The sequence below is a fragment of the Promicromonospora sp. NPDC023805 genome (assembly GCF_040639635.1).
GTDB lineage: Bacteria > Actinomycetota > Actinomycetes > Actinomycetales > Cellulomonadaceae > Promicromonospora.
Map to the genome: position 1 here is coordinate 29,234 of NZ_JBFAAH010000035.1, position 22,210 is coordinate 51,443.

The following is a 22,210-nucleotide window of genomic DNA, read 5'->3' on the forward strand; positions in this document are numbered from 1 at the left end:
TTGAGTGCTGGGTATTTGTGGGCTGAAAGGCTTCAGACCCGCAAATACCCAGCACTCAACGGTGGGTCACAGGACGTGGGAGAGGAAGTTCTGCGTGCGTTCTTCCTGCGGGTCGTCCAGGACCGCGCTCGGCGGGCCCGTCTCGACGATGACGCCGTCGTCCATGAAGACGACGTGGTCGGCCACCTCACGGGCGAACCCGATCTCGTGCGTCACCACGATCATCGTCATGCCGGACTTCGCCAGGTCCTGCATCACCGACAGCACCTCGCCCACCAGCTCGGGGTCGAGGGCCGACGTCGGCTCGTCGAACAGCATGAGCTCCGGATCCATCGCGAGCGCCCGGGCGATGGCGACCCGCTGCTGCTGGCCGCCGGACAGCTGTGCCGGGTAGTGCTCCATCCGGTCGGACAGGCCCACGCGCTCGATGAGCTCGAGCGCGCGCTGCTTCGCCGCCTTCTTCGACATCCCCCGGACCTGCACCGGCGCTTCCATGATGTTCTCGAGCGCCGTCATGTGCGGGAACAGGTGGAACCGCTGGAAGACCATCCCGATGCGCGAGCGCTGCTTCGCGACCGCCTTCGGGTGCAGCCTGTGGAGGGTCCCCTTGGCGTCCTTGCGGTAGCCCATGAGGTCACCGCCGACGACGACGGAGCCTCCGGTGATCTCCTCCAGCTCGTTGATGCAGCGCAGGAGGGTGGACTTGCCGGAACCGGACGGGCCGAGGATGACCGTGACCTCGCCCCGCGCGACGTCGAGGTCGACGCCCTTCAGGACGTGCACGGCTTCCTGGCCGTGGCCGAACACCTTGTGCACTGCGCGTACGGAGACCATGTCCGTGGCGTCCGCCGGAGCGGTCGTGGAGCCTGCGCCGACGCTCATGGCGTGACCTCCCTGTTGACGTCTTCTTTCACGGTCCCGGCAGCGGCGATGGCGGCCTGTCGGCCACCCGGGCCCTTGCCACGCCCGCGCCGCCCGGTGGCGGTGCCGAACCCGCGCCCGTAGTACTTCTCCAGGTAGTGCTGGCCCACCATCAGGATCGAGGTGATGAGCAGGTACCAGAGCGCAGCGATGACCAGGAACGGGATGGTCACGAACTGCCGGTTGCCCATGGCGGACGTCGCGTACGTGAGCTCGAAGGTCAGTGGCACCGCGACCACCAGCGAGGTGGTCTTCAGCATGGAGATGGTCTCGTTACCCGTCGGCGGCACGATGACCCGCATGGCCTGCGGCAGGATCACGCGACGCATGATCTTGCCGTCCTTCATCCCGAGCGCCTTGGCGGCCTCGGCCTGGCCCGGGTCCACGGACGTCAGGCCGGCGCGCATGATCTCGGCGAGGTACGCCGACTCGTTGAACGCCAGCCCGAACAGCGCCAGCCAGAACACGGTGAGGACGTCGTCGGTGCGGAACGAGAAGAACTCCGGACCGAACGGGATACCGAGCGAGAGCCGCGGGTAGAGCACCCCGAGCAGGCCCCAGAAGATCAGCTGCGTGTAGATCGGCGTGCCGCGGAAGAACCAGATCCAGAGCCAGCTCACCCACCGCATCACCGGGTTGTCCGACCGCCGCATCATCGCGAGCGTGACCGCGAGCACCACGGCGATGGCCATGGAGCCGAACGTCAGGATCAGCGTCCACATGACACCGCGGATGATGACGATGTCGCGCAGGTAGAGCCAGACCACGTCCCAGCGAAAGTTGTCGTTGGTGATCAGGGCATTCGCAGCCATGGCGGCCAGCACCAGCACGACCGCGGCCGCGACGAGGCGGCCGGGTCGCGGCACCGGCCGCGCATGGATCCGGTTGGGCACCGGGTCGTTACCCGATGCCAGGTTCTTGCTGGAGCTCATCTCGCCCCTCTTCTCTGTCCGGCGGCGCTGGTCACTCGGCAGGGTTGAGCTCGGCCTCGTCCACGACGACGCCCTCGCTGCCCCAGCCGGCGAAGATCTGCTCGAGCGTGCCGTCGTCGATGAGCTTCTGCAGCGCGGCCTGCACGGCCTCGGTCAGCTCGTCGTCGCCCTGCGCGACGACGATGCCGTACGGCGCCGCGTCGTTGATCTCGCCGATGGTCTCGACCTCGCCGGAGGTCTGCTCGACCGCGTAGGCGGTGATCGGCGAGTCGGCGTACATGGCCTGGAGCTTGCCGCCCACGAGGTTGGTGGTGACGTCGGCCTGCGACTCGTAGCGCACGACGTCGATGGGCTCCGCGCCCTCGTCCTCGCAGTCCTTGGCGGCCTCGGTGAGCTCCTCGTCCTGGATGGTCGAGGTCTGCACGCCGATGGTGCTGCCGCACAGGCTCTCGGGGTCAAAGCCCTCGGGGTTCTCCGCGGCGACGCCGAACTGCGAGCCGGCGACGGCGTAGCTGATCATGTTGGCCTCGGCGGTGCGCTCGTCCGTGATGGTGAACGCCGAGATGCCCACGTCGTACTTGGAGCCGATGGCGGGGATGATCCCGTCGAACGCCGCAGTCTGGACGTCGGCCTCCAGGCCGAGCACCGCGGCCACGGCGTTGATCGTGTCGATGTCGAACCCGACGGGCGTCTCGCCGTCCACGTCGATGAACTCCGCAGGCGCGTACGCCGTGTCGGAGCCGACGGACAGCGTGCCCTTGTCGGCGATCTCCTTCGGGAGCATCGCGGCGATCTCCTCGTCGGCCTTGACGGTCGACGGGTCGAACGATGCCTCGGCATTGGCCTCGTCGCTAGCGGTGCCACCAGTGGGCTGCTGTGACGCGTCGGTGCACGCGGTGAGGACAAGGGCGGCAGCGGTAAGTGCCGCGGCAGCAGTGAAGGCGGGAAGCCTGCGCATCAGGGGTCTCCTGGGTCGGATCGTTGGTGTGTCACGAGGCGCTACGACCCGGCAGATCTCCGTCATCAGGGGAGCAGAGGACCCGACGGCGCACTGGGCGCCTCGTGTGCGAGTCTCACCTAACCGTGACGCCCTCCTGGCGTAAACCCGGAAGATCGAGACCGATGTCACATTGTGATGTTTTGCGCGTCTCGTTAACTTTTAATCCACGTCCATGTGGTCTGGCCTGCGTAAACATCCCCGGCAAGCCGGCCGCAGGCCGACCTGCCGGGGATGTTGCTCAGGTGTCGCGCTCGACGGGCTCGTCCGGCCGGTCCTCCGGACCGCCCTCGTGCTCCCAGCCGTGCGGGAACTCCGTCCGCTCGGGCCGTCGGGCGAGGGCGATGATGCTCACCGCGAGCCCACCCCACACCACGACGAGCGAGACGACCAGGAGTGCGATTGCTTCGCCGCTCATGACTTACCTCCGAACGTGGGCCAGGCCTCGAACCTGTCGGGGTCGACGCGCCACCGCATCCGGGTGAGCACCACCGCCGCGACGACGAACAGGGCGACGGTGCCCCACCCCATGACGTTGAGGTACCACCCCGCGTACTTCTCGTACCCGTCAAGGATCAGGGTGACGATGCGCGAGACCAGCATCGACGTGAGCACCACCGGACCGAGCACCACTATGCAGAAGGTCCACCAGCGACCCACCTGGATCGTGGAGACCCCGTTGAGGTGGAACCGCATCTCCTCGGTGCGGCGCAGCACCCAGCCGATGACCACCGTGGTCACCACCGCGGAGGCGACGATGCCGATGTTGTTGGCCCACTGGTCGACGGTGTCGAGCGCTATCAGGCCGGTGGTGGTGGAGAAGGCCAGCACGGAGAGCACCGCGGCCACCACGCCGATCCGGACCGAGGCCTGGGTGCGCGTCCAGCCGAACTTCTCCTGGAACGACGCCGACACGACCTGCAGGATCGAGAGCAGCGACGTGTAGCCGGCCATCACTAGCGACCCGAAGAACAGCGCCCCGAAGATCCCGCCCGCCGGCATCTGGGAGACGAGTGCGGGGAACGTGATGAATGCGAGCGTCGGCCCGGTGAGCCCTTCGAGCTCTGCGACGCCGACACCCTGCTCGTGCGCGAGGAAGCCCAGCGCCGCGAACACACCGATTCCCGCGAACACCTCGAAGCCGGAGTTCGCGAACGCGACCACGAAACCGGGCGAGGTCAGGTTGGCGCGGCGCTTCCGGTAGGAGGCGTACGTGATCATGATCCCGAACGCGATGGAGAGCGAGAAGAAGATCTGGCTGTAGGCGGCGATCCAGACGTTCGGATCGGCCATCGCACCCCAGTTCGGCGTGAACAGCGCGTTGAGCCCCTCGGCCGCACCCGGCAGGAACAGGGCCCGCACCACCAGCGTGCCGAACGCGAGCAGCAGCAGCGGCATGAAGACGAAGTTGACCTTCTCCAGGCCCTTCGCGACCCCGGCCGCCAGCACGACGATCGTCGCCACCCACACGAGGACCAGCGGGATCAGCACCGCGGGCACGAAGTCGAGCGTGAACCACGGGTCCGCGCCGCCGACGTCGGCCAGCTGGAGGTAGGTACCCGTGAAGAAGCCAGCGGTGTCGTCACCCCAGCGCAGGTCGAACGAGTAGACGAAGTAGCTGAGCGCCCACGCGATGATCACCGCGTAGTAGACGGCGATGACGAAGCAGATCGACACCTGGAACCAGCCCAGGTGCTCCAGCCAGCGCTTGACGCGCCGGAGGGCCAGCGGCGCCGAACCGCGGAACCGGTGTCCGATCGCGTAGTCGAGGAACAGGATCGGGATGCCCGCCGTCAGCAGCGCGATCAGGTAGGGCACCATGAACGCGCCCCCACCGTTCTCGTATGCCACCCCCGGGAAGCGCCAGATGTTCCCCAGCCCGACAGCGGAGCCGATGGCGGACAGGATGAATCCCAGCTGTCCGCTGAACTCCTCCCGCTTCTCGGGCTCCGCGGTAGCTCTCTGCGCGTCGCTCATACCCTGATCCTCCGAGAAAATCCCCCCGAGCGCGAAATCGGGCTCATCGGGCGAGCAGGTCCTCGACGTACCCACCGCGGAACTTGCCCGTCGGATCGAGGCGCGCGGCCAGGTCCGCGAAGTCCTCGAAACGCGGGTACAGGCCCGGCAGGTCGGCCACGGGAACGGTGAACAGCTTGCCCCAGTGCGGGCGCGCACCCAGCGGCAGGAGCGCCGCCTCCAGCTCGGGCAGCAACGCCCGCACGGCCGGCCAGTCCTGCTGCCACGTGAAGTGGAACGCGATGCTGTCCTCGCCGGTGGTGCTGAGCCACTGGTCGTCACCGGCGATCGTGCGGATCTCCGAGGTCAGCAGCAGCGGCCCGATCCGGTCCCCGAGCGCCCGCAGCGCGCGGACGGCGTCGGGCCCCGCCGTGCGCGGCAGGAGGTACTCCGTCTGCAGCTCCTCGCCGAGCGACGGCGTGAAGTCCAGCCGGAAGTGCGGCAGCCGCTCGAACCACGGTCCCGGCACCCCGCCCTGCTCGGTGCACGCGACAGCTGCTACGTCCGGCAGGGGGTGCATGGGCTCGGTCGCCGGCGCGGCCCCCAGCTCGACCAGGAGCGTGGGCGCCTCGCCGCCGGCCGAGACCTTCGACTTGCACCAGACCATCCGAACGTCCGGCTCGAACCAGCTCGTGAAGATGCTGACGGAGTACGCGCTGCCCATGACGGCGTCGAGGTTCTCGAACAACGCGTCCCAGGGCAGGCCGGTGAAGACGTCCTGGCGCACGTCGAACGTCGGCACCGTCGCCAGCTCCACGCGCGTCACGATGCCGAGGGCGCCGAGCGCCACCACGGATCCGGGGAAGTCGGCGTCGCCACGGCGCAGGATCACCACCTCGCCAGAGGCGGTCATGAGCTCCACCCCGACGACGTCGCCCGCGAGCGAGCGTGTCCCGTCACCCGAGCCGTGAGTACCCGTGGCAACCGCACCGGCCACCGAGATGTGGGGTAGCGAGGCCATGGCGCCAAGGGCCCGGCCCTCGGCGTGCAGGCCGGCCGCGAGCTCGCCGTAGCGGAGGCCGGCACGGACCGACGCGACTCCCGTCCCTGGGTCCACCTCGAGGGACGGCCTGCCGTCGTCGAGCAGGTCGAGCTGGACGTGCACGCCCGTCGTGTCGGCGACGTCGCAGAACGAGTGGCGCGAGCCGAGGGCCCGGACGCGGGGCTCACCGGCGACGATGCCGGCGAGCTCCGCGAGGGTCCTGGGACGTTCGATGCGCTCGGAGGAGTAGGTGAGGTTCGCTGCCCAGTTCTTCACCGGTCAAGCGTGCCACTCCTCCGACGGATCGAGTGCGACCGACCAGATGGGTTGGGTTCCGGCTCAGGCGCTGGCCGCGGCGCTGGCCGCGGCGCTGCGGACCACCGGAATCCGCTGACTGATGCCGACCATGTCCAGGACCTCCATCACCACGGCGGACGGCTCACGGAGCAGTACGGGCGAACCCGTCTCCTCACCGAGCACGAACACCTGCAGGATGAAGGCCACCCCGGAGGAGTCGATGAACGTGACATCCCGCGCGTCGACGATGACGGGGTCGGGATCGGGTCGTGCTGCGAGCGTGGCCATCGCCGCGCTCGCGTTCTCGCGCAGCAGCGCGTCGATGTCACCCCAGAGGGTCAGCACCGTGCCCTCGTAGGTGTTCCGGCAGGCGATACCGGATCCCGGGCGACCGGGAACCATGTCCTGCGCTGAGTCTGACGGGAGAGGGTCCATGGGGTCATTCGCTCCGTCCTGCATTGGTCGGGCCTCGACTTCACTAGACACTGACTTACCAACTGACCTTCACTGGCGACTTGGACTCTTCTTGGTGCTCTCTGACCGCTCCTTGGTCGGGAGGGGCAAGAATTGCCTAGGGCGAGTGTTCACCCGTCACATGGCTTCCGTCCACCCCCCAGGAGTTACGGTCACGTTGCACGGAGGCGAACTGCCGGCCTCCGCACCCTCGCGGGCCTGCTCGATCCCGGCCCGAGAACGTCTCAGAGCGGGTCGGTCACGTCCGCAACCGTAGCGTCGAGCGCCGTCGTGAGATCAACGGCGTCAACCGTGGCACCCACACCGCGAGCGCCTCCGCCGATCGACACCGGCCCCGGCTCGCTGAGCCGAGAGTCCGCGACGACGGGCCACCTGTGGAACGACCCGAACGGAGTGATGGTTCCCCTCTCATAGCCCGTGACCTCGAAAGCCACGTCCTTGCTCGGCATCGACAGCCGGGAGACGCCGAGCAGCGCACGCAGCTTGGGCCACGAGATCTGCCGGTCACCCGGGACGAGCACGAACAGGTAGTCCTCGTCCGCCCGGCGCACCACTATCGTCTTGATCAGCTTCGCCGGCTCGACACCGCGCGCTGCGGCTGCCTCAGCGAGGCTAGCGACCTGACCGTGTCGCGTCATCTCGAACGGGATGCCGGCCGCCTCGAGCGCCGCGACGGCACGTTCTTCGCTCATGAAATTTCCTATCCCGAAAAGACGAGTCTTCGTTGTCTCGAAATATGGTCAAGACTTCGCCCGCAGGCAACTCAGACGTCGTACTCGGTTCGCTCGGTACGCCAGTACTCGGCCCCGTCCCGGGTGCGCTGCACCAGACCGTGGTCGACCATCGCACGCCGCATGCCCACCGGGTCGTGCGCGAGCTCGTGCAGCCGGTCGGTCAGGTCGCGTTCCGTCACCGGCTCCAGCAGGGTGGGCAGCACCTGCGCCGCCAGGTAGCGAGTCACCGCCACCTTGTCGCGCCACCTCCGGGGCATCGACTCGAGCCGCCCGGACCGCAGGAACCGTCGCGGGTCGCCGGCGGCGCCTCCCGAGGGAGTCGCCGCGACCCTGTCGCTCGGAACCTGCTCCGCCGTCATGTGGCGATCAGTCCTCGCCGCCTGGCCAGGCTGCGCTCCTCGGGACGGGCCGCCGACAGGGCGGTCGACGTCACCGTGGCCGGGGTCCCGTCGCCACTCGCGTCCGCAGACCCGGCGGGCTCCGTCGTGTCGGCGGCCTTGCCGGCCTCCGAGCCGTCGTCGGGCGCGCACGGGTCGTCCGCCGGCTCCTCGGTCCCGGTGCTCGGCGTGGGCGTCGGCTCGGGGCTGACGCTCGGCTCGGGCGAGGCGCTCGGCTCCGGTTCGGGTTCGCCGCCCGGGCACGTCGGGTCAGACGGCGACGGGCTCGGTGACGGGCTCGGCGAGGACGGAGACGGCGACGGGGTCGGTTCCGTCGGAGTCGGCGTGGGCGTCGGAGTCGGTGTCGTCGACGGCGTGGGTGTCGGCTTCGGCGTCGGCTTGGGCGTGGGCTTCGGCGGCTTCTGCGACGGCGGGTTGTCGCCCGGCCGGTCGGACGGCTTCGAGGTCGGCGGCTTGTTCCCGCCGTCGTCGGAGCCGTTGCTCGGCTTAGGGTCGAGCGCGGGCTTGTAGCGCGGGGTCGTGTCGTCCGACGGCACCCAGGTCCCGACGTCGGACGGGTCGATCGCGCGGTTCGGGATCGAGCCGGCGGCGAAGAACTCGAAGTGCCACGGCTCCGGCTTCGACCCGTCGAGCTGGGCCCACGACGGGTTGTCCCAGCCGTAGTCCGGGCCGTGCAGCCGCAACCAGACGTACTCCGGTGAGCGGCCGCCGGCGATCGGGTTGCCGAGGTCCACCGCGATGCCCCAACCGTGGTTCGACGTACCGGGGATCGCGGCGAGGTGCGGCTTGATGCCGGCCAGGGTGACCTGGGCCTCGTAGGAGCGGTAGGAGTCGGTGATCGGGATCGGGTAGCCGAACTCCTGCTCGAACAGCGCACTGAGCGCGGTCAGCCGTTCGGCCGCGTCGCAGCGCAGCATGTGGCCGGACGCGAAGTCCAGGGGGCACAGCACGTCGGCCGGGATGCGGCCGTTCGCGTATCCGGTGGTGGTCCCGCCGAAGATGCTCACGATGTCGAGCAGGCTCTCGCGCAGCGAGAAGCCCTGGCGCTGGCCGGGCCCGTCCACCTCGACGAGCGCGTTGGGCACCGACGGGTCCAGCATGTTCGCGAGGCGTACCGCGGCGATCACCACCTCGTCATAGGTGATGTAGCCGGCCGTCGGGTCCTCGTCGTGCGAGTCGATCACCGAGGTCTGCTCGTTCGACACCTGCACGGCAGGCGGGGCTTCGTCGTCGGTCCGCGGCTCCGGGCGCGCCTCGCGCTCCTCTGGCTCGTGCTCGGGGCGGTCCTGCTCAGGGCTGTCCTGCTCGTTGTCGGCATCCGCAGCCGGATCCTCTGCGCCCTCCTGGGCGTCGCGCGCCACTGGCGCATCCTCGAGGCGGAGGCCCTTGTTGTTCTCGCCGAAGGCCAGCTGCTGCATCTGGTACGTCGTGTAGAGCATGCCGAGCTCGGCGGCGGCCTGCGCGATAGTGGGGCTGAAGTTAGGTCCCTGTTCCTGCGCCTGCTCCTCGGCCCGCTCGAGGACGGCGACGATCTGGGCGAGCGTGACGCCGTCGGGGGCAGTCTCGGTCTCACCGACCGTGACGCTCTGCAGCAGCCCGTAGAGCCTGATGGGCAGCTCGCCGCCGTTCCCGCCGGCGAGGTGCGAGGCGGGGACGCTCGCGGAAGCGGTGAACAGCACACCCACCGCGATGACGGTGGCGACCGCACCGGTCCAGGCGGTCCGGAAGTACTTGCGCAGACCCGTGCGGGAGCTGTGCGGACTTGGCTTCTTCGCCTCGTCGTTCACGCGTCGCCCCCTCGGTCGGTGCGCCACTTCGTGGTGCGGTACGTGCGTTGTGGGTCCTTGCACAGGCCTATCACGCCCAGGTGAACTCGAGCGGCGTAATTTTCGGCCGCCCAGGGTGAACCGGCCTCCTGGGTCAGGAGCCGGTCCCTGTCACGATGACGCCCCGATCGCCAAGGGTAACGATTCGGGCGTACGGCGCAATGAAACCTTTCGTGGACATCTCGTGATGCTTCACACTGGCCCGCGTCCCAACGGGCGCACCTGCGTCCGCAATCGAACGGCCGGAACAGTGGCCGTGAAAGGAAAGTCCTTCATGAGCGAGACCACGAGCGCACCCGCCGACCAGGGCACGGTCCAGGACCCGAAGGCCAACACCCTGGCGATCGTGGGCTTCATCCTCGCGTTCGTCGCGCCTCCGATCGGGATCGTCGTCTCGGCGATCGCCGCCTCGAAGGCAGGCAAGGCGGGCCTCGACAGCAAGCTCTCGAAGTGGGGCCTGGGCCTCTCGATCGTCTTCACGGTCCTGTACCTCGTGCTCGTCGGCCTCGCCACCTACGCGGCGCTCACGCTGCCTGGTGCCGCGGGCTGATCCGAGCCGGACCCGGGCGCCGCGACGCGCCCCGCGACGCGACCGTGCGTCACCAGCAGCGCAGAGGCTGCCGTTCCCCGGAGGAGCGGCGGCCTCTGCCGCTTGAATGGCTGATACCGGGCTATCCAGGATCATCCGGATACTCCACAATATGGCCTGACATTTCATAAGACCTGCAACCAGGGGAGCACTCCCGACATGACCACGCCCGACACCACGACTCCCGAGGCCGCTGTCGACCAGACAGCGGTAGCCACCACCACCGAGGTCGTGGAGACCGAGCCTGCCGCGCCGGAGGCGACGTCCGAGGCGACGGCAGAGGCCGAGGCCCCGGCAGCCGAGACGGCGCCCCTCGAGACCGCTGCCGCGACGTCCCCCGCTGATGTCGTCACCGAGGCCGCTGTGGCCCTCGCGACCCCCGCGGCCCCCGAGACCGCCGTCGCCGCGCCGGCTGCCGCGGTCGAGGAAGAGGACCCGCAGACCGCGGTCTTCAGCCTCCTCACCTTCTTCCTGGCAGCCCTGCCGGTCATCGGCGTCATCCTGAACGCGATAGCCGTCGCCCGCGCCGGCAAGGAGGGCTTCGACCTGTGGCTCGCTCGCTGGGGCCTCGCGCTCGCCATCATCGAGACGCTCGGCGCCCTCGCCCTGGTGGGCCTCGGCTACTACCTGGGCGTGCTGAGCGCCGGCTGAGCCACCTGAGCCGCTCGACCCCTCAGGGTCCGCCCCCACCCGGTCCCCTCGCGCGGTTTCCCCAGACCCGCCGCGAGCGGCCGGGCGGAGGCGGACCCTGCGCCGTGGAGCGACACGGCGGACTTTGACGACAGACCGGGTGAAATTTCGCTAACCGTCACATCCCGGTCATTTGGACGACACCGCCCAGGCCGACGATGAACGCGCCCTGATCGGTCTCGCGAAAGGTCTGCCCATGTCGCAGCTCGTCGTCCAGCACGAACCTCGGCGAGGGTTTCGCCCCCGCCACCTGATCGCAGCGGTCACGGCGCTGGCACTCGTCGCGCTGCTGATGGTGGTGTTCCCGCAGCAGGCAGGCGCCTACCCGCCGGGACTGCCCACCAAGGCGGTGGCGCAGTCCGAGCTCAACGCGCTCACGGTGCGGGCGGAGGGCGCGTCCGCCCCGTACGACCGCACCCTGTTCCCGCACTGGATCACCGTCAACGGCTGCACCACCCGCGAGACCGTCCTGCAGCGCGACGGCGACGGCGTAGTGGTCGGCAGCGACTGCTACCCGACGTCGGGTAGCTGGTACAGCGAGTGGGACGGTAAGACGGAAACAGCCGCGGGAGACATCGACATCGACCACGTCGTGGCCCTGTCCGAGGCCTGGCACTCGGGCGCCAGCGGGTGGACGACGAGCCGCCGCCAGGACTTCGCGAACGACCTCACCGGCCCGCAGCTGATCGCCGTCACGGACAACGTGAATGTCTCGAAGAGCGACAACGACCCCGCCGAGTGGGTCCCGCCGCTCACCAGCTCGCACTGCGCCTACGCGAAGATGTGGATCCGCACGAAGTACCGCTGGAGCCTCACCCTGGACGCCGCGGAGAAGGCGGCACTGCAGCCGCTGCTCAACACCTGCTCGTCCTGAACGGACCCGTCCGCTGCCCGATGTCAGACGCTCAGGTCGCTCCGGTGACCTGAGGGTCTGACACGGACGTAGGACAGCGCCGCGTACAGCGCCGCCTCGGCGTCGCGCGTGGCCTCGTAGGCGTCCTGACAGGCGGCGTAGCCCGCGCAGGCGACGTCGACCGCGACTATCGCAGCAGACGAAGCGGCTTCGGTCCGTTCCGGGTCGACGTCGATATCGGCGTGTGCGTCACCAGCCGCGATGAGGTCCGCCGCGTGCTGCCGGGCAGCCCGGAGCTGCGCCAGCCCGGCACCGTGCCGGGCCTGTCCCGACTCGAGGGCTGAGGCGTAGGACTCGAGCGCATCAGCCACCGCCCCGAAACCGGGCACCCCGTCCCGCACGGTCCGGGCGCCGACGCGGAGTGCCACGGGGTCCCCCTCCGGCGGACGACTCACTGCCGTGTCCCAGTCGGACGCCGTGATCCGCAGGTCGTCGACCAGGCCCGCGACGTGCTGGGGCGCGTCACCGTGCTCGAATGCCTGCCGGATGCGGCTCAGGCCGTTGATCCGGCTCTCGCACAGAGCGGCGAGCTCACGGGCCGTCATGCCGGCCCGTCGGTGACTGCCCGCCGGACGGGCCGGACGGTGACGGCCACCCGGTGCGTCGTCGGCCATGTGACGCCTGCCGCGTTGAGCCGCTGCACCGAGCGCGCGATGGTCTCGGGGCTCATACCTCCGTGCCTCCGGCCCGAGCGCCCGCACGCACGGTCCGCGGCGCCGTGGGCACCGCGTCCGCATCGGCCGTCAACCTGTCAGTCATACCGCTCCCCTCGGGCATCCCGGTGCACGTCACAGGAATCTCGAAAGCCTACGGAGGCATCGCCCATCGCGATATGGGGAGCCATCCCCATCCCGCGAGCGCCGGTCCCCCACCCGGGCCGCCGACGCTATTGACCTGGTGTCCGTTCCGGGTGAATCTTGTCGGGCCGCGACCCGGACCGCGACTCGGGTCGTGCCGCGTCTGATCGCTCCATCGCTCCACCACTCCAAAGACGAAGCAAGGACGAGCACAGGGAGTTTCGATGACATCGCTGTCAGTACCCTCCGACCACCCACGCCGACATGCCGGCACCCGCCGCGCCGTCGGCTCCGCGACGGCCCTGGCACTTGCCTGCCTCCTGGCCGTACCCCTCTCCCCGGCCACGCAGGCCGATGCCGCACCGCAGGCCGCAGCCGCGCCACGAGCGGCGGCCGCGCCGGACGCCGTCATCTGCGACATCTACTGCGATGCCCGGGACCCCGGGCTCGCCGCGGGCGACCGCACGCCGGTGAGCGCCGCCGTCCACGGCCGGACGCTCCGGCTGCACGTCTCCGACCCCGACGTCATGGGCTGGGGCTCCATCGAGGGCGGCCGGTCGGGCGACGAGGTCTGGCTCGACCGGTCGTTCGACGGCGGCCGGACGTGGGCCTCGGGCAGCAGGCTCGGTGTCACCACGATCCCCGCTGGCTCCACGAGCCGGCGCACCCAGATGTACAACGTGGACGACTGGAACAACGCCGGCATCGGCGCCCTCCGCGTCTGCGGCAAGGCGGGTGACCGGCCGGAGATCGCCTGCACCGGCTGGGCACGTAACGACCGCAACGCCGGGAGCCGCTCGACGGCGGCCGCCACCGCGCTGATGATGCAGTGGGACCGCAACACCGGCCTGTTCGAGACCAACGGCTGGTGGACGGGTGCGAACGCGCTGACCGCCGTCATCGACAACGCGCGGATCAGCGGGATGGGCAGCTACCGGTACGCGATCGCGCAGACGTACGACAAGAACGTCAACGCGCGGCAGGGCCAGTTCCGCAACGAGTACCTGGACGACACCGGCTGGTGGGGTCTGGCCTGGATCGCCGCCTACGACCTGACCGGCGACAGCCGTTACCTGAACACCGCCCGGGCCGACGCCGACCACATGCGCGCCTACTGGACCTCCAAGTGCGGCGGCGGCGTCCAGTGGAACACCGACATCGCCTACAAGAACGCCATCACGAACGAGCTGTACATCCAGCTCAACGCGGCGCTGCACAACCGCATCCCCGGCGACACCGCCTACCTGCAGCGCGCCCGGGAGGGCTGGAACTGGTTCCGCGCCAGCGGCATGATCAACTCCGGCAGCCTGGTCAACGACGGGCTGAACGACTCGTGCGTCAACAACGGGCAGCCGACGTGGACGTACAACCAGGGCGTCATCCTGGGCGCCCTGGCCGAGCTGCACCGGGCCACCGGCGACGCGTCCCTGCTCAGCACCGCCCGGACCCTGGCCAACGCCTCGACGTCGTCCACGTACCTGAACCCGGGCGGGGTGCTGCGCGAGGTGAACGAGGGCAACGACTGCAACAGCGACGGCGCGTCCTTCAAGGGCGCCTACGTCCGCGGCCTGGGCAAGCTGAACGCCGCGCTGGGCGACCGGCCGTACAGCGCCTACCTCGACCGGCAGGCCGACACCGCGTACGCCAACGCCCGCGACCCCCTCCACATGTACGGCCCGCACTGGGCCGGCCCGCGGGTCCCGGTGACCTCCGGGCACGGCTGCCAGCACGGCGCGCTCGACCTGCTCAACGCGGCGCAGGCGAGCTGAATTTCCCGAAGCGTCAGACGCACAGGTCACTCGCCTGACCTGTGCGTCTGACACGTGGCGGGCGCCCGGTGGCAAATGACCTTGCCGTTCCTGGGAGAATGGGGGGTTGTGAGTACCGAGCCTTCTTCCACCCCAGTGTCCGACGGCGATCGCGGCCGCGCGGGCGGAGGCCGGAACCGCCGCCGTGGGCCGGGCAAGCAGACCGACAGGCAGAACCAGCGACCCCGGCGCAGCGGGCCGCAACGCGTCTCCACCGCCCAGCTCGAAAAGGCAGCCGCCAAGCGTGCCGCCGTCGAGGTGCCGCCCATCACCTACCCGGGGCAGCTGCCCGTCTCCGCGCGCCGAGCGGACATCGCCGCGGCGATCCGGGACAACCAGGTAGTGATCGTGGCCGGCGAGACCGGCTCCGGCAAGACGACGCAGATCCCGAAGATCGCGCTCGAGCTCGGGCGCGGACGGCAGGGCCAGATCGGGCACACCCAGCCCCGGCGGCTCGCGGCCCGTACGGTCGCCGAGCGCATCGCCGAGGAGCTCGGCACGGAGCTCGGCGGCGTGGTGGGCTACCAGGTCCGGTTCACCGACCAGTCCAGCGAGGACACGCTGGTCAAGGTCATGACCGACGGCATCCTGCTCGCCCAGATCCAGCGCGACCCGCAGCTGCTCGCCTACGACACGATCATCATCGACGAGGCGCACGAGCGGTCGCTCAACATCGACTTCCTGCTCGGCTACCTGTCCCGGCTCCTCCCCCAGCGGCCCGACCTCAAGCTGATCATCACGTCGGCCACCATCGACTCGGAGCGGTTCGCCGCACACTTCTCCCCCGCAGCCCTGGCCGAACGGGGCGGGGCGCCCGCGTACGTCACCGACGTGCTCCCCGAGCTCGCGCCGATCATCGAGGTCTCCGGCCGGACGTTCCCCGTCGAGATCCGCTATCAGCCGCTGTCGCCGGACGAGGACCCGTCGGGGGCCGACGACTCCTCCGCGAAGGGGTCTCGACCAGCACGACCGGCGGGCGGCGCTCGGCCAGCCGGCAGCGCCCGCGCACCCAAGAACGCGCGGGAGGAGAAGGACCTCGTCACCGGCATCATCGACGCCTGCGACGAGCTGCTGCGCGAGGGCAACGGCGACATCCTGGTGTTCCTCTCGGGCGAACGCGAGATCCACGACACCGCCGACGGGCTCGCCGGCCACCTCAAGGAGCGCGTCCGGGACCCGAAGCATCCGCAGCACGTCGAGATCATGCCGCTGTACGCACGGCTGTCGAGCGCGGAGCAGCACCGGGTCTTCCAGCAGCACACGTCGCGACGCATAGTGCTGGCGACCAACGTCGCCGAGACGTCGCTGACCGTCCCCGGCATCCACTACGTCGTCGACCCCGGTACGGCCCGGATCAGCCGCTACTCCAAGCAGACCAAGGTGCAGCGCCTGCCGATCGAGCCGGTCTCGCAGGCCTCGGCCAACCAGCGCAGCGGCCGGTCCGGCCGTGTCGCCGACGGCATCGCGATCCGCCTCTACTCGGAGGAGGACTTCAACGGGCGCCCCGAGTTCACCGAGCCCGAGATCCTGCGCACGTCGCTGGCGTCCGTGCTGCTGCAGATGATCTCGGTAGGCGTGGTCAGCACGCCCGACGACGTCGCCCGCTTCCCCTTCGTCGAACCCCCGGACACGCGCGCGATCCGCGACGGCGTCCAGCTGCTCACGGAGCTCGGTGCGCTGGAGGAGGTCTCGACAGGCTCGACCGGCGAGGGCGGCTCGACCGGCGAGACGATCACACGCCTCACCGAGGTCGGCCGCACGCTCGCCCAGCTCCCGATGGACCCGCGGCTGGCCCGCATGGTCATCGAGGGCTCGCGGCACGGCGTCGCCCGCGAGGTGGCGATCATCTCGGCCGCGCTCTCGATCCAGGACCCCCGCGAGCGCCCGGCGGAACAGCGCGCGCAGGCCGACCAGCTGCACGCCCGGTTCGCCGACCCGCGCTCCGACTTCCTCACGTACCTGAACCTCTGGGAGTACGTCCGGGAGCAGCAGCACCAGATGGGCAGCTCGGCCTTCCGGCGTCTGTGCAAGTCGGAGTACCTGAACTTCCTGCGCATCCGCGAGTGGCAGGACGTCGTCGCGCAGCTCCGCGAGATGTCGCGGCCGCTGGGCATAGAGATGTCCTTCCAGCCGCGTCACCGCCCAGCGTCAGACGATCGGTCGGGTCCGGTGGAGGGCGACGAGGTCGAGCCGCCTTCGTATCGGCAGCTGTGGGACGAGGACACGATTCACAAGTCCTTGTTGGCCGGCCTGCTCTCGCAGCTCGGGATGCAGGACACCGGCGAGGTGAAGGCGTCCGCCGTCGCGCACCTGCGTGGGACGCAGCGCGAGATAGCGCTGAAGCGTGCCAAGAAGCAGGCGCGGAACGAGTACATAGGCGCCCGCGGGGCGCGGTTCGCCATCTTCCCCGGGTCTCCCCTGTCGAAGAAGCCGCCCGGGTGGATCATGGCGGGCGAGCTCGTCGAGACCAGCCGCCTGTGGGCGCGCGACGTCGCCCGCATCCAGCCCGAGTGGGCGGAGGACCTCGCCGGTCCGCTCGCGAAGCACACCTACTCGGAACCGCACTGGTCCAGCAAGCAGGGCGCGGCGATGTGTACGGAGAAGGTGCTGCTGTACGGGGTGCCCATCGTGGCCGACCGGCGCGTGCTCTACGCGAAGGTCGACCCCGAGGCGGCGCGCGAGATGTTCGTGCGGCATGCCCTCGTGGAGGGCGAGTGGACCACGCACCACCGGTTCTTCCACGACAACCGCGCGCTCCTGGAGGAGGCCGGCGAGCTCGAGGCCCGCTCCCGGCAGCGCGGCCTGGTCGCGGACGAGGACGACCTGTTCGCCTTCTACGACGAGCGCGTCCCCGACTCCGTGGTGTCCGCCGCGCACTTCGACCGCTGGTGGTCGCGTGCCCGCAAGGAGACGCCGGACCTGCTCACCTTCACGATGGAACAGCTGGTCGGTGACGCGTCGGTCGATACGTCCGCGTTCCCCGAGAGGTGGCCCCAGGGCGAGCTCTCCCTGCCGCTCACCTACCAGTTCCAGCCCGGTTCCGACGCCGACGGCGTCACCGTGCACATCCCCATCGCGGTGCTCGCGCGCGTCGTGCCCGACGGGTTCGACTGGATGGTGCCCGGGCTCCTCGAGGAGCTGACCGTAGCGACCATCAAGTCGCTGCCCAAGGCGGTGCGGCGCGAGCTGGTCCCGGCGCCGGACGTCGCGCGTGACGTCGTCGCGTGGATCCGCGAGGAGTGCCCGGCCTGGGAGGACGTCGTCCGGGCCGGCGACATGGCGGAGTCCTACGTCTCCGCGTTCACGCGGGCGGTCCGCGCGCTCCGCGACGTGCTGGTGCCGCCGGAGGTCTGGGACGAGGATCGGGTCGCACGCCTTCCCGGGCACCTCCGGGTGACGTTCCGGGTCGTCGAGGAGCGGGGGCGGGGGCGGGGTGCGTCGGCGATAGTGCTGGACGAGTCGAAGGATCTTTTGCTGCTGCAGCGGAAGTTGGCTTCGCGGGCTGAGGCTGCTGTGCGGTCGGCTGTGCGGGGGGCGGTTGGGGCGGCTCTTGCTGAGGCTCGGGTTGCTTCTGGTGCTTCTGGTGCTTCGGCTGGGGCGGGCGTGGAAGGCGAAGACCCTCGCGCGGACGCGTTCACGGGCCCCAGGGGGCCCTCCACTTCGGGAAGGAATACGTCCGCGCGAGGGTCTTCGCCTTCCGCGCCCTCCGTAGGTCCGTCGCCTTCTGAGGTGGGTGCGCGTAGCTCCAGTGGTGGGGTGGTTGGCGGGGGTGCTGGTGTTGGCGGGGGTGTTGCTGCTGATGCTGTGGGTGTTGTTGTCGGGGAGCAGGTTGGGTTGACCTCTTGGCCTTCTGGGTTGGGGGACGGCGGGGGGCTGCCGCTTTCCGTGTCTACCGGGGTCGGGGCCGGGGTGGTGGTTCGGGGGTTTCCTGCGCTTGTCGAGGAGGTCGCGCCCAAGGTGAAGGGGCAGGCTCGGTCCGTGGGGGTCGCGCTGCGGATCCTGGCCGACGAGACGCGGCGGGACGTGCTGCACGCCGCGGGGGTTCGGCGGTTGCTGGTGTCCGAGGCTGGGCTCGGTACCGGGCGTGTAACGTCGCGGTGGACCGGGACGCAGTCGCTGACGATGGCGGCGTCGCCGTATCCGAATACCGAGGCGCTGGTCGCCGATCTGCAGCTGGCGGCTGTTGTGTCGTTGACCTCGGGTGCGGACTCGGCGCGGTACGACACGCCCTCTGGTGGGCCGGATGCTGCGGCGGTGCGGTCTGCTGGTGCCTACGCCGACGCGCTGGCGTTCGTGCGTCGGCATCTGGAGGACGAGGTGTACCGCGTCGTCGGGCACGTGGTGGCGGCCCTGTCAGCGAGCCGGACGCTCGAGGCGGAGATCCGCGCGTCGGGCAGCCTCGCACTGCTGAACACGCTGCAGGACCTTCGCGAGCATCGCGCAACCCTCATCCACGACGGGTTCGTCTCGGCGACACCGCCACGGCGGCTGCCGCACCTGGCGCGCTACCTGCGCGCGGACTCGCACCGCCTGACGAAGGCGGCGGAGAACCCGGCGCGCGACTCCGACCTCGCCTGGCGGATCGGCGACGTGACCGCCGCGTACGAGAAGGCGCTCGCCACCTACGCGGCAGGCTCCCCCGACGCCGCGCGCGCCGCCGAGCTGGCGGACGTGCGCTGGATGCTGGAGGAGCTGCGGGTCTCGTTCTTCGCGCAGCAGCTGGGTACGGACGGAACGGTCAGCGAGAAACGCATCCGCAAGGTGCTCGTACCGAACGGTTGGTGACCGCCGCAGAAGGGTGGGCCAGGGATGCGGTCGGCACGCATCCCTGGTTGTCTTCTGGGACTGATCAGGGGCAGACCGGGGGGTTACCGGATAGCCCTGGGCCTACGACGGAACTACCGTCGATGACATGAGCACACCCACACTCTTCCGTCCTCGTCAGGGCCGCATGATCGGCGGCGTCTGCGCCGGTATCGCCCGCCGCTTCGGCTGGAACCCCACGACCGTGCGCGTGGTCGCCGTCGCCTCGATCCTCATCCCGGGACCGCAGGTCCTGGCCTACGTGATCGGCTGGATCTTCATCCCGAACGAGCGCCAGGCGGCCTGACCGCCACGATCCTGCTCACAGCGGCTGCGGTCCTGGGAGCAGCACGGGTATCCCGGCGTCGGCCGCAGCGTCGCGCAGGCCCACATAGTCGGAGCAGGCGACGGCGACGTGGCTGTCGTCGGGCAGCACTAGCCAGTGCTTGCCGTCGCGAAGGAGCTGCCCGACACCGCTGATCAGCGCCGTCACGCGGAGGCTGACCTCGGGGAGGGAGCTGTCGAGCGGGGTCAGGTGGACCCGCCCGTCTGACAGGGTGAGGACCATGTCACCGGACGGCACCGTCGTGTTCGGCGATCGGGGGCTGCTCGGGGTCTCGACCCGGACGACGAATCCCGTGCCGTCCCGTCCCGCGTCCTGCCGTCCTGACCGGTGCCAGAGGAACAGCATCAAGCACACCAGCCCGATGAACGCGAGGCCGGTCAGGAACGTGAGGCCCTTCTCCGGTTCCCTGACCATGAGCAGCGCGCCGACCAGCCCGAAGACACCGAAGAAGAACGCGGCACCGAACACTGCTGTCGACCGCGCTCCGTGTTCGGCGGCGCGCGCTTCCCGGATGTTCGAACGAGGAGTGGAACGCGCGACCGGTGGACGGTCAGAGGCGACGTCCCGGATCCGATCTGCCACATCAGCCGTACCGGGTACCCCGTGCAGGAGCTGCCAGCCCATCCACCGGTGCCGCTCCTCGACGTCCTCCCTGGCGAGCCGCTGGGCAAGGAGAATCCGCCGGAAGTTGCGAACCTGAGAGAACACCACGGGCGGCAAAGCGGCCAGCGGGTAGGTGACGAGCAGCAGCCCGTACTGTCCCTGCTCGAGCTCCCACCAGACCGGAGAGATGGCGACACCCGCCAGTGCCACGAAAAAAGCGACCAGCGGCAGGTACACCCGCACCACCTCCCGCCGGCGGACCCGGTCCGTGTGACTGTTGCTGAAGAAGGCCGCTTCGACGAACGGCCGGTCCTCGAGCCGGACGAGCCGCCGGGCCCGGTACGGATGGGTCATCTCGGGGTCCGTGTCGATGTCACGCTCCTCGCCCACGTCGAGAGGTCGCTCGGGCAGCTCCAGGACACGAGGGTCGTGGATCGCCCAGGACCAGGCCTTCCGCAGCTCCCACGCCCGGTTCCAGCTGCGTCGGTACACGACCCACCCGGTCCAGACGACAGCGAGCAGGAACTGGCCGGCCAGGATCCACCGCGTCTCGGGCATCGCTACCGGTGCACCCAGCAGCATCGAGCCGGCGAGCTGCACCAGCGGTACCAGCGCGACGAACTGGAGCACGACCAGCAGGCTGCCGGCGAGCAGCCTGGCCAGTGAGAGGTCCACCCGCTCGGCGCGCCACAGGTAGCCGCATGCGGCGTCGTACCAGTCCCCGAAGGCCCCGACGGGCGGCACCTCGTCCGGGTGCGGCGGCAGCCCGCTGGGCGGGTCGTCGGGTTTGAGGGGGACCACACCCCAGTACGTCGTGCGATCCTTCGCGCCGAGCGGGCCCGCCCATGCGGGCGTCCTGTGGACGTATCCCACCGCTGTCCCTTCCCTCTCCCATCCGAGCCGGGTCTCCGGAGTCCAAGCTCCGGCCGACCGGCGCAGTCAGGCTACGGGCAGTGGATCGCCGTTCTTCGTGGGACTCCGGAATTCACCCTGGGATTCCCAGGGGAAGATCAGGGACCGACCGGGGCATCACCGGATACTCGGGCGCCGGCGACGAACGTAGCGTCGATGACATGAGCACACAGACACTTTCTCGTCCGCGCCAGGGACGCATGATCGCCGGCGTCTGCGCCGGTATCGCGCGCCGATTCGGTTGGGATCCCACGCTGGTCCGGATCCTCACCGTCGCTTCGTTCCTCATCCCGGGGCCGCAGTTTCTCGCGTACATCGCGTTCTGGATCCTCATGCCCAACGAGGACTGAGTCCACACCTCCGACACGCCAGGCCCGGGTCTTTCACCCGGGCCTCTGGCGTGTCGTCGATTGCTCTGCAAGGCTTGCAGCAAGATCCGGAAACGGCCGTGCAACGCCGCACGAGCCTCAGCCCGGGACCACGCCGCAAGGAGCCGCAATGACGCGCCGTCCGAACGCGCCCCGACGATTGCTCGCCACCCTGACGACATTCGCCGCCGCACTCACCCTGGGCCTGACCGTGACCACGGCCACCCCCGCCGTCGAGCCTGCCCGGGCCGCGACCCCCGTGCACGGTGACGGCGACGTCATCCTCAACATGTTCCAGTGGACCTGGGACTCCGTCGCCGCGGAGTGCGCCAACGTCGTCGGCCCGGCCGGGTTCGGCTACGTGCAGGTCTCCCCGCCCATGGAGCACGTCCGCGGCTCCCAGTGGTGGACGTCGTACCAGCCCGTCAGCTACCGGATCGAGTCCAAGCTGGGCACCCGCGCCGAGTTCGCGAACATGGTCGCCGCCTGCGACGCCGCCGGTGTGGGCGTGATCGCGGACGCCGTCGTGAACCACATGGCGGGCGCCGGCCGGTCGGGAACCGGCGTGGCGGGGACCGCGTACTCGGACGACAACTTCGCGGGTACGTACAGCGCCGCCGACTTCAACGACTGCCGCACCGACATCTCGGACTACACGAACCGGTACCAGGTGCAGAACTGCCGCCTGGTCGCACTGCAGGACCTGCGGACCGGCTCCGACTACGTCCGCGGCAGGCTCGCCGCGTACTTCGACGACCTGGTCTCGCTCGGCGTCGACGGGTTCCGGATCGACGCATCGAAGCA

General features: G+C 69.8%; 21 protein-coding genes. 8 read left to right on the plus strand and 13 right to left on the minus strand.

Going from position 1 to position 22,210, the window contains the following annotated elements:
- Nucleotides 1–66: 66 nt before the first annotated feature.
- From AB0F70_RS24860 to AB0F70_RS24905, 10 genes are all read right to left on the minus strand, one after another.
- Complete coding sequence (locus AB0F70_RS24860; protein WP_357455005.1) at nt 67–882, minus strand: amino acid ABC transporter ATP-binding protein; 816 nt, start codon at nt 880–882, stop codon at nt 67–69.
- Nucleotides 879–1,853, minus strand: coding sequence for an amino acid ABC transporter permease (locus tag AB0F70_RS24865; protein ID WP_357455008.1), 975 nt, complete (start codon nt 1,851–1,853; stop codon nt 879–881). The genes AB0F70_RS24860 and AB0F70_RS24865 overlap by 4 nt, the downstream gene beginning before the upstream one ends.
- Before the next feature lie 31 nt (nt 1,854–1,884).
- Nucleotides 1,885–2,811, minus strand: a complete 927-nt coding sequence (locus tag AB0F70_RS24870) for an ABC transporter substrate-binding protein (protein ID WP_357455011.1) — start codon at nt 2,809–2,811, stop codon at nt 1,885–1,887.
- A 280-nt stretch (nt 2,812–3,091) separates the two neighbouring features.
- Nucleotides 3,092–3,268, minus strand: coding sequence for a methionine/alanine import family NSS transporter small subunit (locus AB0F70_RS24875; protein WP_357455014.1), 177 nt, complete (start codon nt 3,266–3,268; stop codon nt 3,092–3,094).
- Nucleotides 3,265–4,827, minus strand: a complete 1,563-nt coding sequence (locus AB0F70_RS24880) for a sodium-dependent transporter (RefSeq protein WP_357455017.1) — start codon at nt 4,825–4,827, stop codon at nt 3,265–3,267. Before AB0F70_RS24880 ends, AB0F70_RS24875 begins: the two co-directional genes overlap by 4 nt.
- 43 nt (nt 4,828–4,870) lie before the next feature.
- Complete coding sequence (locus tag AB0F70_RS24885) at nt 4,871–6,124, minus strand: D-arabinono-1,4-lactone oxidase (RefSeq protein ID WP_357455020.1); 1,254 nt, start codon at nt 6,122–6,124, stop codon at nt 4,871–4,873.
- A 63-nt stretch (nt 6,125–6,187) separates the two neighbouring features.
- A complete protein-coding gene (locus AB0F70_RS24890) occupies nt 6,188–6,547 on the minus strand; it encodes an STAS domain-containing protein (protein WP_357455023.1) in 360 nt (119 codons plus the stop codon).
- 296 nt (nt 6,548–6,843) lie between these two features.
- A complete protein-coding gene (locus AB0F70_RS24895) occupies nt 6,844–7,311 on the minus strand; it encodes a YbaK/EbsC family protein (protein WP_357455026.1) in 468 nt (155 codons plus the stop codon).
- A 71-nt stretch (nt 7,312–7,382) separates the two neighbouring features.
- The gene (locus tag AB0F70_RS24900; protein ID WP_357455029.1) at nt 7,383–7,712 is read right to left on the minus strand and encodes a DUF2087 domain-containing protein; all 330 of its coding nucleotides are present in this window, start codon (nt 7,710–7,712) and stop codon (nt 7,383–7,385) included.
- Nucleotides 7,709–9,538, minus strand: a complete 1,830-nt coding sequence (locus tag AB0F70_RS24905) for a D-alanyl-D-alanine carboxypeptidase family protein (RefSeq protein WP_357455032.1) — start codon at nt 9,536–9,538, stop codon at nt 7,709–7,711. The genes AB0F70_RS24900 and AB0F70_RS24905 overlap by 4 nt, the downstream gene beginning before the upstream one ends.
- 313 nt (nt 9,539–9,851) lie before the next feature.
- On the opposite strand from AB0F70_RS24905, the gene AB0F70_RS24910 reads away from it, so the two are divergent.
- The 3 genes from AB0F70_RS24910 to AB0F70_RS24920 all read left to right on the plus strand — a co-directional run bounded on the left by AB0F70_RS24910 (nt 9,852) and on the right by AB0F70_RS24920 (nt 11,730).
- A complete protein-coding gene (locus tag AB0F70_RS24910; RefSeq protein WP_357455036.1) occupies nt 9,852–10,127 on the plus strand; it encodes a hypothetical protein in 276 nt (91 codons plus the stop codon).
- A gap of 198 nt (nt 10,128–10,325) precedes the next feature.
- Nucleotides 10,326–10,817, plus strand: a complete 492-nt coding sequence (locus AB0F70_RS24915) for a hypothetical protein (RefSeq protein ID WP_357455039.1) — start codon at nt 10,326–10,328, stop codon at nt 10,815–10,817.
- Nucleotides 10,818–11,052: 235 nt separating this feature from the next.
- Nucleotides 11,053–11,730: an HNH endonuclease family protein gene (locus AB0F70_RS24920; RefSeq protein ID WP_357455042.1), complete on the plus strand. Its 678-nt coding sequence runs from the start codon at nt 11,053–11,055 to the stop codon at nt 11,728–11,730.
- 23 nt (nt 11,731–11,753) lie between these two features.
- On the opposite strand, the gene AB0F70_RS24925 is transcribed toward AB0F70_RS24920, so the two are convergent.
- Together AB0F70_RS24925 and AB0F70_RS24930 are read right to left on the minus strand one after the other, a co-directional pair.
- Complete coding sequence (locus tag AB0F70_RS24925) at nt 11,754–12,314, minus strand: hypothetical protein (protein WP_357455045.1); 561 nt, start codon at nt 12,312–12,314, stop codon at nt 11,754–11,756.
- Complete coding sequence (locus tag AB0F70_RS24930) at nt 12,311–12,439, minus strand: hypothetical protein (protein ID WP_357455048.1); 129 nt, start codon at nt 12,437–12,439, stop codon at nt 12,311–12,313. Before AB0F70_RS24930 ends, AB0F70_RS24925 begins: the two co-directional genes overlap by 4 nt.
- 351 nt (nt 12,440–12,790) lie before the next feature.
- On the opposite strand from AB0F70_RS24930, the gene AB0F70_RS24935 reads away from it, so the two are divergent.
- The 3 genes from AB0F70_RS24935 to AB0F70_RS24945 all read left to right on the plus strand — a co-directional run bounded on the left by AB0F70_RS24935 (nt 12,791) and on the right by AB0F70_RS24945 (nt 19,484).
- On the plus strand, nt 12,791–14,335 hold the full coding sequence (locus tag AB0F70_RS24935; protein ID WP_357455051.1) for a glycoside hydrolase family 76 protein: 1,545 nt from the start codon (nt 12,791–12,793) through the stop codon (nt 14,333–14,335).
- Between the two features lie 135 nt (nt 14,336–14,470).
- Nucleotides 14,471–19,159, plus strand: a complete 4,689-nt coding sequence (locus AB0F70_RS24940; RefSeq protein WP_357455055.1) for a DUF3418 domain-containing protein — start codon at nt 14,471–14,473, stop codon at nt 19,157–19,159.
- A gap of 127 nt (nt 19,160–19,286) precedes the next feature.
- Nucleotides 19,287–19,484 (plus strand): PspC domain-containing protein, encoded by a 198-nt coding sequence (locus AB0F70_RS24945; RefSeq protein ID WP_357455058.1) that lies wholly within the window; start codon nt 19,287–19,289, stop codon nt 19,482–19,484.
- A 15-nt stretch (nt 19,485–19,499) separates the two neighbouring features.
- Here the strand turns inward: AB0F70_RS24945 and AB0F70_RS24950 are convergent, their stop codons facing one another.
- On the minus strand, nt 19,500–20,999 hold the full coding sequence (locus AB0F70_RS24950; protein WP_357455061.1) for a hypothetical protein: 1,500 nt from the start codon (nt 20,997–20,999) through the stop codon (nt 19,500–19,502).
- 200 nt (nt 21,000–21,199) lie between these two features.
- On the opposite strand from AB0F70_RS24950, the gene AB0F70_RS24955 reads away from it, so the two are divergent.
- The gene (locus AB0F70_RS24955) at nt 21,200–21,388 is read left to right on the plus strand and encodes a PspC domain-containing protein (protein WP_357455064.1); all 189 of its coding nucleotides are present in this window, start codon (nt 21,200–21,202) and stop codon (nt 21,386–21,388) included.
- Between the two features lie 148 nt (nt 21,389–21,536).
- On the plus strand, nt 21,537–22,210 hold a 674-nt coding region (locus AB0F70_RS24960; protein ID WP_357455067.1), incomplete at its 3' end, for an alpha-amylase family glycosyl hydrolase.